This is a genomic window from Vibrio sp. 1180_3, assembly GCF_029478545.1.
Classification (GTDB): Bacteria; Pseudomonadota; Gammaproteobacteria; order Enterobacterales; family Vibrionaceae; genus Vibrio; species Vibrio aestuarianus.
This window is the reverse complement of sequence record NZ_SJFM01000002.1, coordinates 106401-122696: the sequence shown is the minus strand read 5'-3', so window position 1 is coordinate 122696 and position 16296 is coordinate 106401. Positions and strand designations below refer to the sequence as shown.

At 44.0% G+C, this 16296-nt stretch carries 14 protein-coding genes; 4 read left to right on the top strand and 10 right to left on the bottom strand.

The window, feature by feature from the left end; genetic code table 11:
• Positions 1-31 precede the first annotated feature (31 nt).
• The 7 genes from aroB to pilM form a co-directional block, all read right to left on the bottom strand.
• Positions 32-1120, bottom strand: a complete 1089-nt coding sequence (gene aroB, locus EYW48_RS02135) for a 3-dehydroquinate synthase (RefSeq protein ID WP_053309562.1) — start codon at positions 1118-1120, stop codon at positions 32-34.
• 24 nt (positions 1121-1144) lie between these two features.
• Positions 1145-1666: a shikimate kinase AroK gene (gene aroK / locus EYW48_RS02130; protein ID WP_053309563.1), complete on the bottom strand. Its 522-nt coding sequence runs from the start codon at positions 1664-1666 to the stop codon at positions 1145-1147.
• 186 nt (positions 1667-1852) lie between these two features.
• A complete protein-coding gene (gene pilQ / locus EYW48_RS02125) occupies positions 1853-3544 on the bottom strand; it encodes a type IV pilus secretin PilQ (RefSeq protein ID WP_168520839.1) in 1692 nt (563 codons plus the stop codon).
• 44 nt (positions 3545-3588) lie between these two features.
• Complete coding sequence (locus EYW48_RS02120) at positions 3589-4107, bottom strand: pilus assembly protein PilP (protein WP_176312884.1); 519 nt, start codon at positions 4105-4107, stop codon at positions 3589-3591.
• Positions 4094-4687, bottom strand: a complete 594-nt coding sequence (gene pilO, locus EYW48_RS02115) for a type 4a pilus biogenesis protein PilO (RefSeq protein ID WP_176246036.1) — start codon at positions 4685-4687, stop codon at positions 4094-4096. The genes EYW48_RS02120 and pilO overlap by 14 nt, the downstream gene beginning before the upstream one ends.
• A complete protein-coding gene (locus EYW48_RS02110; protein WP_176246035.1) occupies positions 4680-5282 on the bottom strand; it encodes a PilN domain-containing protein in 603 nt (200 codons plus the stop codon). The genes pilO and EYW48_RS02110 overlap by 8 nt, the downstream gene beginning before the upstream one ends.
• Positions 5266-6282: a type IV pilus assembly protein PilM gene (pilM, locus tag EYW48_RS02105; protein WP_274674429.1), complete on the bottom strand. Its 1017-nt coding sequence runs from the start codon at positions 6280-6282 to the stop codon at positions 5266-5268. Before pilM ends, EYW48_RS02110 begins: the two co-directional genes overlap by 17 nt.
• A 143-nt stretch (positions 6283-6425) precedes the next feature.
• Here pilM and EYW48_RS02100 point away from each other — a divergent pair, with 143 nt between their 5' ends.
• Positions 6426-8945 (top strand): PBP1A family penicillin-binding protein, encoded by a 2520-nt coding sequence (locus tag EYW48_RS02100; protein WP_277431812.1) that lies wholly within the window; start codon positions 6426-6428, stop codon positions 8943-8945.
• A 59-nt stretch (positions 8946-9004) separates the two neighbouring features.
• On the opposite strand, the gene oxyR is transcribed toward EYW48_RS02100, so the two are convergent.
• The gene (gene oxyR / locus EYW48_RS02095) at positions 9005-9895 is read right to left on the bottom strand and encodes a DNA-binding transcriptional regulator OxyR (protein WP_277431811.1); all 891 of its coding nucleotides are present in this window, start codon (positions 9893-9895) and stop codon (positions 9005-9007) included.
• A gap of 158 nt (positions 9896-10053) precedes the next feature.
• On the opposite strand from oxyR, the gene EYW48_RS02090 reads away from it, so the two are divergent.
• From EYW48_RS02090 to EYW48_RS02080, 3 genes are all read left to right on the top strand, one after another.
• Complete coding sequence (locus tag EYW48_RS02090) at positions 10054-10782, top strand: redoxin family protein (RefSeq protein WP_277431810.1); 729 nt, start codon at positions 10054-10056, stop codon at positions 10780-10782.
• 81 nt (positions 10783-10863) lie between these two features.
• On the top strand, positions 10864-12339 hold the full coding sequence (locus EYW48_RS02085; RefSeq protein WP_176246031.1) for a dihydrolipoyl dehydrogenase: 1476 nt from the start codon (positions 10864-10866) through the stop codon (positions 12337-12339).
• 141 nt (positions 12340-12480) lie between these two features.
• Positions 12481-12741: a DUF3624 domain-containing protein gene (locus EYW48_RS02080; RefSeq protein ID WP_053309573.1), complete on the top strand. Its 261-nt coding sequence runs from the start codon at positions 12481-12483 to the stop codon at positions 12739-12741.
• A gap of 200 nt (positions 12742-12941) precedes the next feature.
• On the opposite strand, the gene argH is transcribed toward EYW48_RS02080, so the two are convergent.
• Both argH and EYW48_RS02070 read right to left on the bottom strand, forming a co-directional pair.
• Positions 12942-14816: an argininosuccinate lyase gene (gene argH, locus EYW48_RS02075; RefSeq protein WP_053309574.1), complete on the bottom strand. Its 1875-nt coding sequence runs from the start codon at positions 14814-14816 to the stop codon at positions 12942-12944.
• Positions 14817-15055: 239 nt separating this feature from the next.
• Entirely contained in the window at positions 15056-16276 is a 1221-nt protein-coding gene (locus EYW48_RS02070) for an argininosuccinate synthase (RefSeq protein WP_168520820.1), read from the bottom strand.
• Positions 16277-16296 lie beyond the last annotated feature (20 nt).

The window sequence follows — 16296 nt, the reverse complement described above, 5'->3', positions numbered from 1 at the left end:
AAACAATGATCAAATTTGTATCAATGAAGATCTATAGCGTGCGGCAGAAGTCTATCGCTTGTTCAATAATGGCTTCCGGTACACCTTTCACGACTTCTGAAGTACCGATACTCGTCGGCAACACCAAACGCAATTCACCTGAAAGCACTTTTTTATCACGCATCATATGACGCATAAAGTCAGCAAAAGACATGCTTTGCGGTGTATGCACTGGTAACTTCGCTTTCTTGAGTATAGAAATAATTCGCTCAACTTGCTGCTCATCAATCAAACCTTGCAGTTGAGCCGTTTTTGCCGCCATTACCGTACCTGAAGATACCGCTTCACCGTGCAGCCAATTACCATAACCCAGCTCAGCCTCGATCGCATGACCAAATGTATGACCCAGGTTCAATAACGCACGAATTCCTGACTCTTTTTCATCTTGAGCCACAACATCCGCTTTAATTTGGCAACAACGAGCAATCGCATACGCCAGTGCTTTTTCATCTAAAGCGTATAATTTGTCTAGGTTTTCTTCTAACCAAACAAAGAAATCATAATCGTAAATAATGCCATACTTGATCACCTCAGCCATGCCCGCAGAAAATTCGCGTTCAGGCAAAGTGGATAAGCATTGTGTATCGATAATCACCGCTTTAGGTTGATAAAAAGCACCAATCATATTCTTGCCCAAGGGATGATTGACTGCGGTTTTTCCACCGACAGAAGAATCAACTTGAGAAAGTAACGTGGTTGGAACCTGAATGAAATCAACGCCGCGTTGGTAGCATGAGGAAGCAAAACCGACTAAGTCACCAATAACTCCACCACCGAGTGCAATAATCACAACGTCTCGGCTGTAATTACCTTCTAAAAGGTAACTCATTACAGTGTTAAAGGTATCTAAGGTTTTGTACTGCTCACCATCTGGCAGTTCAAGCAAAGAAGCCTGACAACCATAATGCTCAAGAAGCGCTAAAATTTTTGCTGCATACAAAGGGGCAACCGTAACATTGCTGATCACGACTACTTTTTGTTTTGCAGAGAGGAAAGAAAGGAGGGCCGGATCATTAAATAATCCGGCGCCAATTGAGATTGGGTAGCTACGCTCATCTAAACTGACCGTAATCCGTTCCATGGTTTGCACTCCAAAATAAAGAACTTAAGAACGTTCTTCTAGCATTTTTACGATCTCGTTGGCTACCACTTTTGCACTTTGATCGTCGGTACGAACGGTGAAATCTGCGACTTCGTCGTAAAGGTCATTACGCTCACCGGCCAAAGATTCTAAGACTTCACGTGGATTGTCTGTTTGAAGCAATGGACGTTTTTTGTCACGGTTCGTACGTGCAAGTTGTTTTTCAATCGTCGTTTCAAGGTAGACCACAATACCACGAGCAGATAAACGATTACGGTTCTCTTTACTCTTAACAGAGCCACCGCCTGTTGCGAGTACAATACCTTGTTTCTCGGTTAGGTCATTAATTACAGCTTCCTCACGTTTACGGAAGCCCTCTTCACCTTCGACGTCAAATACCCAAGCGATATCTGCGCCTGTACGCTCTTCAATGACTGTATCAGAGTCTAAAAACTCCATATGCAGTTGTTGAGCAAGGTGTCTACCAATTGTACTTTTGCCGGCACCCATCGGGCCAACAAGGAAAATATTGCGTTTCTCAGCCATGTTTAGCAGTAATTTACAACGTTAATTCAATGACATCGCCACAAGATAGGCCAGTATTATACTAACCGTTACTATGTCTGTGGCACCTATTCCTCACAGATAATTCGTGATAAGACCCGAAATTATCTAGATATGGTGGCACTAATGCAACTTTATTTTTTAATCAAGGGCAATATCGTCAGTAAGTTATTGAATGACAACCTTGGGAGTCACAAAAATAAGTAGCTCACTTTTGCCCACCTGTTCATAAGAACGACGGAATAAAACACCGAGTAAAGGCAAGTCCCCCAACAAGGGGACTTTATCGACCGTATTGCTAATACTGTGTTGAAATATCCCACCCAAAACAACGGTTTCACCATTATTAACCAGTACTTGTGTGCCAATACGCTGTGTGTTGATGGCTACCGCTTCTCCTGTACCCGTTTTGACCACCTCCCCTGGTCTATCTTGAGTCACACTCAAATCCAACACTAAACGGTTGTCTGGGGTGATTTGTGGTGTGACTTTTAGGCTCAGCACTGCTTTTTTAAAAGAAACGCTGGTTGCCCCGCTAGAGGAGGATTCGAGATAAGGAATTTCTGTCCCTTGTTCGATATAGGCCGGTTTTTTATTGGTAGTGATCAAACGAGGACTCGAAATAATTTCTGCTTTTGATTCGCGCTGTAGGGCTGAAAGCTCTAAATCCAACAACAAATCAGACCCAAGCTTCGCCACCTGAAAAGCGATACTTGAGGCATTAGCTGATGTTGCGGCAAGGTTTACATTCAAAAAATCATCAACTGGCAATGTATTTTCATTTAACAAACCAGCTTGGAACAAATTACTTTCAATACTTCCTCCTACCGTGTTGTCACCATTGGTCGATGTAAAACCCCAACGCACGCCGAGTTCATCTAAGTTACCTTCATTGACGGCCACAATTCTTGCTTCGATTTGCACTTGTTTCACCGGAATATCAAGTGCTGCGATAATGTGCCGAATTACACTAATATTATCGGGAAGCTCGCGGATTAGTAGCGAGTTTGTTCGTTCATCAACGCTAATTGAACCGCGCTGAGAAAGCATGCTCAGGGGACCTTCGCCACCGATCATTTCGGCAATATCCGATGCTTTAGCAAAGTTAATATTAATAATCTCAGAGTGAAGATCCCCTAACTCTTCAGCCAAACGTGCCTTTTCTAATTGCTGCTTTTCTCTACTGTCTAATTCCTGCTTAGGAGCCACTATAATCACATTGCCTTCAACGCGCTTATCTAACCCTTTCACTTGTAAAATAATATCAAGGACTTGCTGCCAGGGTACACCATCAAGGCGCAGTGTCAGGTTGCCAACAACCGAGTCAGACACCACTAAATTGAACTCGTTATAGTCCGCGATAAGTTGCAACACACTACGCACCGGAATGTCTTGGAAGTTAATCGAAATTAATTTTCCTTCGGCTGCCAATAGTTGTTTATTTTGTGGCGGTTCTTCTTGAGTGAGTGGACTCATGACCACCTCAAGATACTTTCCCTTTAAACGGTAATCGTACTGGTATTGACCATTGATGGTAACCAATAACTGTGTGTTCGATTCTTTACGAAAGACTTCTATGCTTTCCACTAACGTTGCAAAATCTTGCACATCCAATACAGATAGCTTTTCGTCTAGCACCTTGGTTTCTAGTAATTCAATGCTTAGGCCTTTTGTCGCTTTTTGCACATTAACCGCTACCGATGGCGAGACAAGCTCAACAATCAATACCGCCTCTTGGTTTTTATTGACTCGAAAATCGATATGCTTGAGTTCATTATGCAACTGAGCCTGCGCAGCAATACTTAGGCTAACCATACTCAAAAGCAGGCTGCATAGAAGACCCCGAAAGACCATGACCATCTGTATATAATCCTTTATTTTTAATTGATTTGATTCACTGTCTATTACAGAGCCAATTTGACATTGCGTTTATTCCAACAGCCCAAACCATCTGGCACGATTTCATTAATGAGTAAGTAATTGGCGTCGACACGGATCACCTTGCCATGATTTTCACCTACATATTGCCCGGCTTTAATTATGACCACATTGCCTTGTGGGGTCTGTATCAAAGCGGATACCGAACCATCGCGGCTCATCAATCCTTTTAGCCTCAGTTCGCTCAAAGTGTAGCGCTCAAGCAAACCACTTCTTGGACGACTTGGCGGTTGCCAACAATCAGCTTTCGTCGTTGGATGGTTCGCCACTATAGCCTCAGGAGGCAACAGAAAAGGTTCGCGGCCTGCACGCTGCTCATAGCGTGCCACGTTCAATGGAATCAACGGTTTTAGTTCTGCCGTCTCTTTTAACGCTTGACCTTCCACTTGCGAGACATAATCACTCAGCGAATCTTGATTGGCTTTACAGCCAACCAACCCACTGAACATGAGAAAAAACATCACCCAAAACCTATTGAATTCCATCGTCAACCTCAGGCTTAAACTGATAGGTATAGGCACGTACCCTAAAATGCAGCGTGCTACTTTCCTGACTAACCCGCTGCCAATCAGCATCATCAAAATTGATGATGCGCGGCAACTTGGCAATCGCTTGTGAAAATTCACCAATATCGTGATAGTCACCAGTCAACTCGATATTCAAAGGCAAGCGGTATAAGAAATCTTGATTTTGCTTTTCCCCCCAATCAATGCGAGTAAATGTTAGTGAGCTTTCTAACCCTAATTGATTAACCGCAGCCAACATACTGGCTAACTCCTGCTGCACGGGTAACTGGCGTAGTAAAAAATCATAGCGTAGAGCCAATTCATCAAGCTGAGCTTGCAAGTACGGTAGAGTTGCCGCTTTACTTGCTTTTATCTTTAGTGTCGTTTTTAGCAGCGGCTCTTGCTGCTTTAAAAGCTGTAATTGATCATTTTTAGGCATCAAATAAAACCAAGCACCGATACCTTGGAGAACCAGTATTAACAGTACAATCACAAGTAACTGAGGTAACAAAGGCCATTCTGTTATCTCATCTAAATCTAAATCTTGAAAACTAACCACGCTGACCTCCCTCATTGGTGATCTCCATTGGAGGGCGGCTATTCGGCGTAGGAGCATGAAACATAAAAGAGAGACTAAATGTCTGGAATGCTTTACCAAATCGTTGCTTACCATGCACTATCGAATGCATCTCCACTTCAGCTAATAACGGTGATTTTTCTAAATTGTCTAACATAGTGGCCAAGCGCGCTGTACTATCACCAATACCCATCACTTCAATTTTTTGCCCCTGCATTTTGAGCTTATCAATATAAACGCCTTCAGGTATCAACTGCGGCATCAGGTTCATCAACTGAGTGGTTGTATTGCGCTGCCGCTGTAAAGACTCGACCACAGACAAACGAGTCAATAATGCCTTGTGTTCTTGTTCGGTCAGTTTTAGAGCATTAATTTGTGTATCGAGCTTTTGAATATAGTGATTGAGGTAATCTAAACGCGACTGCTGATACAGCGCTTGATCCGTAAGATAAAGACCAATCCCCCACTGAATACCTAGCGCGCATATAACTCCTAGCATCGTCAGTCCAATAAAGCGGCGTTGATGTGCAGCTCTTTGTTGTTCACGCCAAGGCAATAAGTTAATACGCTGCAACATGCCGATTCTCCCACCACTCAATGCCTCGCAGTGCCATGCCAGCTGCTGTACTAAAATGCGCCCCTTCAGTTGGCATTCCCTTTTTCGGAGAAGCTTGCAGATCAAACAAAGAAAAGGGGTTTAAAATTTCACATTGAAGATTCAAACGGTAAGTAATTTCAGTGGCTAATTTTGGAGTGCTTGCTCCTCCACCGCAAAGCCAAACCCCCGATAGTCGACCCGCGCCATTGATTGACGTAAACAGTTGAATCTGTCTTTGTAAGCGCTCAATTAACTGATCAATAAATCGCTCTGCGTTATCCACTGGTTTGGCGTTAGCACCATGCGCATCCGAATTCTGTTCCAACCACTGACAACCAAGTGCAATGGTTTTATGAAAGGGAGCCTTATCACTAAAGTCGATACACAACGTTATTTGCGTATAGCCCACGTCCATGAGTAGCCAATCGTTGCACTGATTGGTTTGACTGGCTAACTGCCAAATGTGTAATAAACTGTGTGCTTGCATGTCGATATTGATGGGTGTAAAGCCCGCTTTTTGCATAGCTAAAACACGGCAATCCACCACTTCTTTGCGGATTGCATATACTTGATAATGCTCTGTTGGACCCCAAGAATGTTTTTTTTCTGCTACTTTGACAAAATCGAGACTTAACTCTTGCATTGGAAAAGGAGATTGATGAGAAAATGCCTGATAAATGGCGAACTCTTTTTCACGAACATCAAGAGAGCTATCTATTTGTAATACTTTGCTAATTACTGCATTGTCCGGTACTGAAACTGCGACTTTATGACTAAATAACGGTAACCCCTTTCTTAGTTCTTTGAGTTTCTTTACAATTTTCTGATAATTCAGTGTGTGGTTATCGAAGAAAATGTCTTCAGTAATAGGTAATTCGTTGTACCCAACCAGTACATACGACCCACTCACTGGCTTTAAGACCACCGCTTTAATACTATGGTGGCCAATATCTATACCCGTAACTAATGATTTACCCATGCGGCTTAGCTCCAGTGACTATGCTCGGCTCGACGCGCTTATTTTGAGGTTAAATAAGCAATAATTTATTTTTAGAGCTAAGTTTTTAGCCTAGAGTACAAGGGTTTGCATTAGGGCAACCTCTACTAAACAGGGATTATCCGGTGAAGTTCATAAAGCGTTTGTTCATACTGTCATTGATTTGCATTATTCTTGGAGTCACTACAATATTTGGCTTCTATTTTTACGTGAAGCCAGATCTTCCTGATGTCGCGACTTTGCGCGATGTTCAATTACAGACTCCAATGCAAGTCTATAGCCAAGACGGCAAGCTCATATCTCAGTTTGGTGAAAAGCGCCGCATTCCATTGCGCCTTGAAGAGATGCCACCCGAACTTATCGAAGCAATCATTGCCACCGAAGACAGTCGTTTCTATGAACACTATGGTTTCGACCCAATAGGTATCACCCGTGCCGCAATTGCCGTTGTCGCATCAGGCAGTGCTAAGCAAGGGGCAAGTACGATTACTCAACAACTTGCACGCAACTTCTATCTCTCAAATGAGAAGAAGATTATGCGAAAAATTAAAGAGATTTTTATTGCCATTCATATTGAGCAATTGCTGAGCAAACAAGAAATTTTAGAGCTTTATCTTAATAAAATTTACCTTGGTTACCGTTCATATGGAATTGGCGCGGCTGCGCAGGTTTACTTTGGTAAAGAAGTGAAGGATTTGACGCTGAGTGAAATTGCACTGATCGCAGGTCTACCAAAAGCCCCATCCACCATGAACCCTATTTACTCTGTTGAGCGAGCCACCAACCGCCGCAACGTTGTACTACAGAGAATGCTCGATGAACGATACATCACCCAAACACAATATGAGCAAGCGCGTAATGAACCTTTGATGTCGAAATATCACGGTGCAGAAATCGAGCTAAACGCACTTTATGTGGCTGAAATTGCCCGAGCGTGGATGGTTAAGCGCTACGGTGAAGAGGCTTACACATCAGGTATGATTGTGACCACCACTGTCGATTCTAAGCAACAACAAGCCGCCAACAATGCAGCGATCAATAACCTACTTGCGTATGATGAACGCCATGGTTATCGCGGTGCAGAAAAAATCGTTTGGAAAGAAGGCCAACCCGCTCTAAGCCAACAGCAAATGGATGACCATTTGAAAAATGAACCGACTTATGGTGATTTGTCCCCAGCCATTGTGACGGCGGTGAGTAATAAATCAGCAAACGTATGGGTTAAAGGACAAGGACAACAAGATATTCAGTGGGATGGCATGAACTGGGCACGCCGCTTCTTGAGCGATGAACGTCAAGGACCTGTTCCCAACAAAGCGAGCGATATTTTAGCGGTTGGCGAACAAATTTGGGTACGTAACGTAGCCAAAACCAACAGCGATGCGAATAGCGACACCGAAAATGAGATGCAAAACTTAGAACCACAATGGCATTTAAGCCAAGTTCCTAATGCTAACACCGCTTTTGTTGCCATGGATCCTGAAAATGGCGCAGTATTAGCATTGGTTGGTGGCTTTAACTTTGTCCACAATAAGTTTAACCGTGCCACTCAATCAGTCCGTCAAGTTGGTTCCAGTATTAAGCCATTTATTTATTCAGCAGCGATTGATAAAGGGATGACTTTGGCGACTTTAATTAATGATGCACCAATCAATCAATGGGATAAGAGCCAAGGCACGGCATGGCGTCCCAAAAACTCGCCACCGACTTATATTGGTCCAACACGTTTACGCATTGGTTTAGCACAGTCGAAAAACGTTATGGCCGTGCGAGTACTGCGTGCTGTCGGTCTTGATGAAACGCGAGAGTACCTGACTCGATTCGGCTTCGACATTAACCAAGTACCACGCTCAGAAACCATCGCATTAGGTGCTGGGAGTTTAACGCCAGTTAAAATGGCGCAGGGTTACTCGGTCTTTGCTAACGGTGGTTATTATGTTGAACCGTATTACATCAGCAAAGTCGAAGGTCCATTTGGTGATTTAGAATACCAAGCTACGCCCAAAGTGGTCTGCCACCAACAATGTACGACGATGGTAGAAAACGAATTTGCAGAACAAGATGTTGAAACCAACTATGCTCCACAAGTGATTTCAGAGCAAAATGCCTTCTTGGTTCGCGAAATGATGTACAGCAACATTTGGGGGGGCGGTAACTGGCGTGAAGGCACTGGCTGGAATGGTACAGGTTGGCGTGCACAACAACTCAAACGCAGAGATATTGGCGGAAAAACCGGTACCACCAATGATTCTAAAGATGCTTGGTACAACGGTTATGCGCCAGGTGTCGTCGCCATTGCATGGGTCGGATTTGATGATCACAACCGTAATTTAGGTAGAACCACCGAAAACAGTAACGTCGATGATGACGGTGTTTCTGGGGCTGAAGCCGGCGCAAAAACTGCGCAACCCGCTTGGATCGAGTTCATGCGTCAATCATTGGTCGATGTTCCTGCGCAAAACAAGCTGGTGCCAGCCAACATCGTACGGGTACGTATTGATAGAGAGACTGGTTTATTAACCAACAAATTTGATTCAAGTTCCATGTTCGAATACTTCGTCCAAGGTACTGAACCCAAAGAATATGTTGCAGAAAGAGTAACCGACAGCGTGTACTCATCTTCTGCTGGTGAAGAACTGTTTTAATACCAATAGTAGCCAATAACGGTTAGCAAAGAGGCTGATATTCCTATCAGCCTCTTTTTTTATTTTGCGTTTAATTTCAATGTTATCGCATTAGCAAATTGTTCAAAGCGCTGTCTCAGTGGAGAGCCTGGACGATAAGATAAAACCAAACTGCGCGATGGAACTGGATTGACTGCTTTCACGTAGCAGACTCCATCTTTTTCTTTTTCGGCTGGTAAGGATAACTCTGGTAATAAAGTAATACCCGCCCCCGCCGCCACCATATTACGCAACGTTTCTAAACTGGTTGCTTTAAAGCGTTCGTCATCTTTTGCACCAGCAGCAAAGCAAAAGCCTAGCGCCTGATCTCGCAAGCAGTGGCCATCACCTAATGCCAATACTGTGCGACCATTTAGCTCAAGCATGTCCAATTCATCTTTCTGCGCCCATTCATGGCCAGTAGGCACAGCAATGCTCAGTGGCTCGTTATAAATCTCTATCTCTTTAAATGGTGCCGTTTCAGCAACAGAAGCGAGAATTAAACAATCGAGTTTTCCTTCTTCTAATTGACGAACCAACTGCTGAGTTTGAGCTTCATGTAAATACAGTTCTAGATCAGGAAACTGCTCTTTTAGATAAGGAACAATGCGCGGCAAAAGATAAGGCCCCAGCGTAGGAATAAAGCCGATATGAATGGGTCCACTCATTGAGCCCCCTTGACCACTGGCCATATCTTTGAACGTTTTGACTTCACTAAGAATACGTTTTGCCTGCTCAACCAACTGCAAACCTGAATCGGTAAACAATACTCGGCGACTACTGCGTTCCAGTAATACCGTTCCTAATTCATCTTCTAATTTACGAATTTGGCCACTCAACGTGGGCTGACTCACAAAGCATGCCTCTGCCGCTTTGCGGAAATGTTTATGCTCAGCTAATGATACTAAGTATTCAAAATCACGGATGTTCATTTTCAGCCTCAATAGAATTCACCTATCAAAACCATAGCATCAAACGATTAGAGCTATCAAAGGATTTCTTTAATAATAGCTTCAACAGAACAGAGCACGGTTGAGAATAAAACCACCACGCTCAACAATAATTACTCACAAATTAAAAGGAAACGACTATGTTCGCATCAAAAGAAGGTCAAGCTGTTCCACAAGTTACTTTTCCAACTCGTCAAGGTGATGCTTGGGTCAATGTTACTACTGATGAACTTTTCAAAGGTAAAACCGTGATCGTATTTAGCTTGCCAGGTGCATTTACACCAACTTGTTCATCAAGCCATTTACCACGCTATAACGAATTGTTCCCAGTATTTAAAGAGCATGGTGTTGATGAAATCCTATGTGTATCAGTCAACGATACCTTTGTCATGAACGCTTGGAAAGATGACCAAGAAGCTGGCAACATCACCTTCATTCCAGATGGTAACGGTGAATTTACCGATGGTATGGGTATGCTGGTTGACAAAAATGACCTAGGTTTTGGCAAACGTTCATGGCGTTACAGCATGCTAGTGAAAGATGGTGTGGTAGAAAAAATGTTCATCGAACCAAACGAACCGGGTGACCCGTTCAAAGTTTCTGATGCAGACACTATGCTAAAACACGTAGCACCAGAGTATAAAACACAAGAATCGATCACTGTATTTACCAAGCCTGGCTGTCCTTTCTGTGCCAAAGCGAAACAAAACCTGATTGACCACGGTCTGCAATATGAAGAAGTGATTCTAGGTAAAGATGCAACGACTGTAAGCTTACGAGCTATCACAGGTCGTACGACGGTTCCTCAAGTATTTATCGGTGGTAAACACATCGGCGGTAGCGAAGAACTAGAAGCTTACTTAGGTTAATCACCCTCAGTCCTAGGGAGTACTCCCTAGGACCTCCCCCAACGAAAACAATGACATATCCAGAATAAAGAGAAAAGCATTATGAAACAATTAAACGTTGATGTTGCCGTAATTGGTGGAGGTACCGCTGGGCTTGGTGCTTACCGTGCAGCAAAAGCACATACCTCAAGCGTAGTTATGATTGAAGGCGGCCCGTACGGTACAACTTGCGCTCGAGTTGGCTGTATGCCCTCGAAGTTACTCATTGCCGCCGCTGAAAGTGCACACAACATTGAAAAAGCACCAGCGTTTGGTGTGCACCCACAAGGTGAAATTGTGATTAATGGCCGCGAAGTGATGGATCGCGTTAAACGCGAGCGTGACCGCTTTGTTGGGTTTGTACTGGAAGGGGTGGATGAGATCCCTGCTGAAGATAAGATCTCTGGCTATGCTCAGTTTGTCGATAACCATACATTGACCGTTGATGATCACACTCAAATTAATGCCAAACGCATCGTGATCGCCACAGGATCGCGCCCCGCTTATCCTGCTATCTGGAATGAAGAATTAGGTGATCGTCTTGTTATTAACGATGATGTATTTGAATGGGATGACTTACCACAAGCGGTTGCCGTATTCGGACCGGGCGTTATTGGCTTAGAACTAGGTCAAGCGCTGCACCGCTTAGGTGTTAAAGTAAAACTGTTTGGTTTAGGCGGTCAGGTTGGTCCATTAACTGACCCTGAAATCATGGCTTATGCTGATAAAGCATTTAAAGAAGAATTCTATTTAGATGCAGATGTTAAAGTAGAAAGCATGAAACGCATCACCTCACCTGATGGGCAAGGTGAAGATAAGGTTGAGATTCAATTTATCAACCATGAGGGGCAGCTTGAAATTTTCATTGTTGATTATGTATTGGCTGCAACGGGACGTCGTCCAAACGTTGATAAGCTAGCAATTGACAATACCGATATCGCCCTAGACGAACGTGGCGTACCAACCGCGGATCATTACACGCTGCAAACCTCTGTCGATAATATTTTTATCGCTGGTGATGCAAGTAATCAAATCCCACTACTGCATGAAGCGGCAGATCAAGGTCGTATTGCTGGTGATAACGCCGGGCGCTATCCTGATATTCGCGCTGGGCATAGACGCTCAGTGATTTCCGCAGTATTTTCTGACCCACAGATTGCGATGGTTGGCGAAACCTATAAACAGTTAACGACACGTTTGGGCAATTGCGGCTGTTTTGCAACAGGTGAAGTATCATTCGAGGGGCAAGGTCGTTCACGTGTGATGCTACGTAATAAAGGGCTATTGCATGTTTATGGCGAGCAAGGCACAGGCCGCTTCTTGGGCGCTGAGATGATGGGGCCAAACGCTGAACACTTAGCACATTTGCTCGCTTGGGCGCATCAAAACCAGATGACAATTTCACAAATGTTGGATATGCCATTTTACCACCCAGTCATCGAAGAGGGCGTTCGCACCGCACTGCGTGACTTAAATGCCAAACTTCATCTGGGGCCAGAGATGATCAAACACTGTTTGGATTGTGGTCCGGGCTGTTAATTTACCCTTCGATTACCACGGTCGCTGCAATGCGGCCGTTTTTGATCGTGCTTCTGTTCTGACTGAATTTGTGGCCACTTATTTCTTGAGACGGATTGAAAGGTATATACTGCTGATATCTATTGTCTACGCTCGGTCACTATGTCTTGTAATCACTGCAAACAATCATGGTTTTGGAAAAAAATAGGCCGCTGTCAACGTTGTATGGACCAACTCACAACGCTGTCTGTGCTGTGCTGGGTCGTGTGGTGGTGGCTATGCAAGGACAATCCGAAAAGCATCGAATCAATAGCATTACTAATGGCAGGATTTACTTTTAATGGGCTTTTATTTTTACATCTATGGATGAAGTTTGTGATTCTTCCTTGGCGTAAACGTAATGGTAGCCAAGACAACCATTGATCGCCCTGCCAACACATCTTCTCTTTCCGACCAAAAGAAAAAAGCCCCAAAACCAATATCAGGTTTGGGGCCTTCTTAGATTCTTCTAAGAAAAAGCAGTGGTATTTGTATAGACCGGGCTTTTCCTTATTTGTTCCCCAAAAATCGATCTTTTTTAGATCTTTTCAAGAAAATACATTTAACCTATAAGATTCATTGTGTTATGCAACCTTAACCTTAGCGATAACTTGTTCGACCAAATTAATTTCTAGGGCAACTTCATCACACGCATGCTGACGAGGACATTGCTCACAATCTTTCAGCACTTTCTCTGGCAGTAATGTTTTTGAGGTCGGGATAAAGTCATGCTTCATAAAGAACTCTGGCGTACGCGTTAATACAAAGACTTTTTTAATCGCCATTTGACGAGCTTTGTTAACTAAATACGAGACAATAGCTCGCCCTTGTCCTTGACCTTGCCAGCCAGCTTCCACTCCCAATGAGCGAATTTCCGCTAAACCTGAATCATAGACATATAACGATGCGCAACCAGTAACTTCACCATGATGCTCAGCAACCGCAAACGAACCAATATCTCGCACTAGTTCATTGCGTGAACGAGGTAAGTTTTCACCCATATTCGCCCAGTAAGTCACCATGCTTTCTAACGTTTCGATATCAGTCAAACGCGCAGGACGAACTTTCACCGCCGTGGTGTCGCGTTTATCTAGCCGTGCTTGTGCTTGCTCAACCGCATAAGCCACTTGAGTCGGCGAGACACCCCCCAACGCGCTACGTTTTTCCAAACACGATTCAATGGTCAAAATAGCGTACACGTCATCTTCAATTACTGGCGAAAATTCTTGCAGTTCAGCAATCGATAACTCTTCTAATGCACAACCTTTAGCGATAGCACCGACCACCGCCACACCCACAATATGGTGAGCTTCACGGAAAGGAATCCCTTTAGCGACCAAGTAATCAGCGAGTTCCGTTGCGTTGGCATAACCTTGTTTAGCGGCTTCAAGTGTGCGTTCACCATTCACTTTGATACCATCAAAACACAAGGCCGCCATTTCCATGCAATCATTCCAAGTGTCGAGCGCATCAAACAGCCCTTCTTTGTCTTCTTGCATATCTTTGTTATACGCCAATGGTAGCGCTTTAACGGTCATCATCATGCCAGCCAACGACCCATAAACCCGACCCGTTTTACCCCGAATAAGCTCTAACGCGTCTGGGTTTTTCTTTTGTGGCATCAAGGAAGAGCCTGAGGTCACGGTATCCGCCAGTTCAATAAAGCCAGACTCACCAGAGTTGTAGAAGATCATATCTTCAGCCAAACGCGATAAATGCAACATAGAGATCGACGCAATCGACATCAATTCCATCACATGATCCCGATCCGACACGGAATCTAGTGAGTTACGCGTAGCACGACGAAAACCTAAGTTATGGGCTAACTGCTGACGATCAATAGGGTATGCCGTTCCTGCTAGTGCACCAGAACCCAATGGGCAGGTGTCTAAACGCCTAATTGCATCGTGTAGACGAGAATAATCACGCTCAAACATTTCTACATAGGCTAAACACCAGTGAGCAAAGGTCACAGGTTGAGCGCGTTGTAAGTGAGTATAACCTGGTAATACTGTTGCTTGATGTTGCTCCGCCACTGAGACCAGTTGCGTTTGTAAACGGTCTAAACCAAGCAGTAGCTGCTGCCCTTGCTGGCGACACCACAATTTTAAATCCGTCGCGACTTGGTCATTACGAGAACGTCCCGTATGCAGTTTTTTACCCAAATCACCGACTTTGCCGATCAATTGCTGCTCTACCCACGAGTGAATATCTTCAGCATCAGAGCGTAGGATCTGCTCTGGGTCTTCCATCACTTCCAGTTTTAACTCATTGAGCGCAAGTTCTAGCTTTTGTTGCTCTTCTTCGCTTAATACGTTCACCGACAACAGGGCTTTAGACCATGCTATAGAACCCACAATGTCTTGCTCAGCCAATCGGTAGTCAAAGCGAAGTGAATCGTTAAACTCTTTGAACCTAGTGTCTGCTGCTTGGGTAAATCTGCCGCCCCATAGTGCCATTGTGTCTCTCCTAAATGCTCGCTATTCACTGCGTGTGCAACGATGGAATCTGATTGAACTCAGTTTCTTTTTTGTATGGTGATAACTTACCGCAGCCTGAAGGAAAAACAAAGTAAAAATTCACTTATTTCACATAATTATTCATGATTTTTAAATTTTAATTTATCATTCAAGGTTACTGTAACAACAAAGCCCATTTGCTAAGCAAATGGGCTTCATAATACGCTAATCAACGAAGGTTATTGGTTTTTCTTTGCTTCGTTAAGTGCTCTGATTCTGCTTGCTAGTGAGTAAAGGCGAATGAAACCACCAGCATGACTTTGGTCATACACTTCATCTTCACCGAAGGTAGCAAACTCTTCAGAATACAAGCTGTTTTCAGAACGTTTTTGAGTCACTGTCGCTTGGCCTTTATACAGCTTAACCACCACTTCACCGTTGACGTCTTGGGCTAACTGGTCAGCCGCTGCCATGATCGATTTACATAGTGGAGTAAACCAACGACCATCGTAAACAAGGTGTGATGCTTTAACGCCTAATTCTTCACGGAATTCAAAAGACGCTTTATCCAACACTAATTGTTCAACAGCACGCAGCGCTTCCATCATGATGGTGCCCCCTGGAGTTTCGTAACAACCACGAGACTTCATACCAACCAAACGGTTTTCAACGATATCAATACGACCCACACCATGTTTTGAGCCCTTCTCATTGAGATAAACCAGTGCGTTGTATGGCGTCATCAGCTCTCCATCAACACCCACGACTTCACCTTGAGCTACTTGCAAAGTCACGTATTCTGCTTCGTTAGGCGCTTGTTCTGGATCAACCGTCCATACCCAACAGTCTTCGTTTGGTGCATTCCATGTATTTTCAAGCACACCACCTTCGGTTGAGATATGCCATGCGTTGGCATCACGTGAGTAGATCTTAGTTAAAGAAGCAGCACACGGAATGTTACGCTCTGCTAGGTAATCCAGACACTCTTCACGGCTAACAAGATCCCATTCACGCCATGGCGCAATCACATGTAGGTCCGGTGCTAACGCGGCGAACGCGCCTTCAAAACGCACTTGGTCATTACCTTTACCCGTACAGCCGTGGCACAGTGCATCCGCGCCCACTTTACGCGCAATTTCAACTTGCGCTTTGGCAATGATTGGACGAGCCATTGACGTACCAAGTAGGTATTTGCCTTCGTAGTAAGCGCCTGTTTTTAGTGTTGGATAGATGTATTCAGCAACCATCTCTTCTTTTAGATCCACTACGTAGCATTCTGAAGCGCCTGACGCTTTAGCTTTCTCTTCAATGCCGACTAATTCTTCTTCACCTTGGCCAACATCAGCGACAAAAGCCACGACTTCACAATCATAATTCTCTTTTAACCACGGAATGATCACTGATGTATCTAGACCGCCAGAGTATGCGACAACTACTTTATTAACTTGAACTTTGCTCATTTTACTTCTCCAATTTTCCC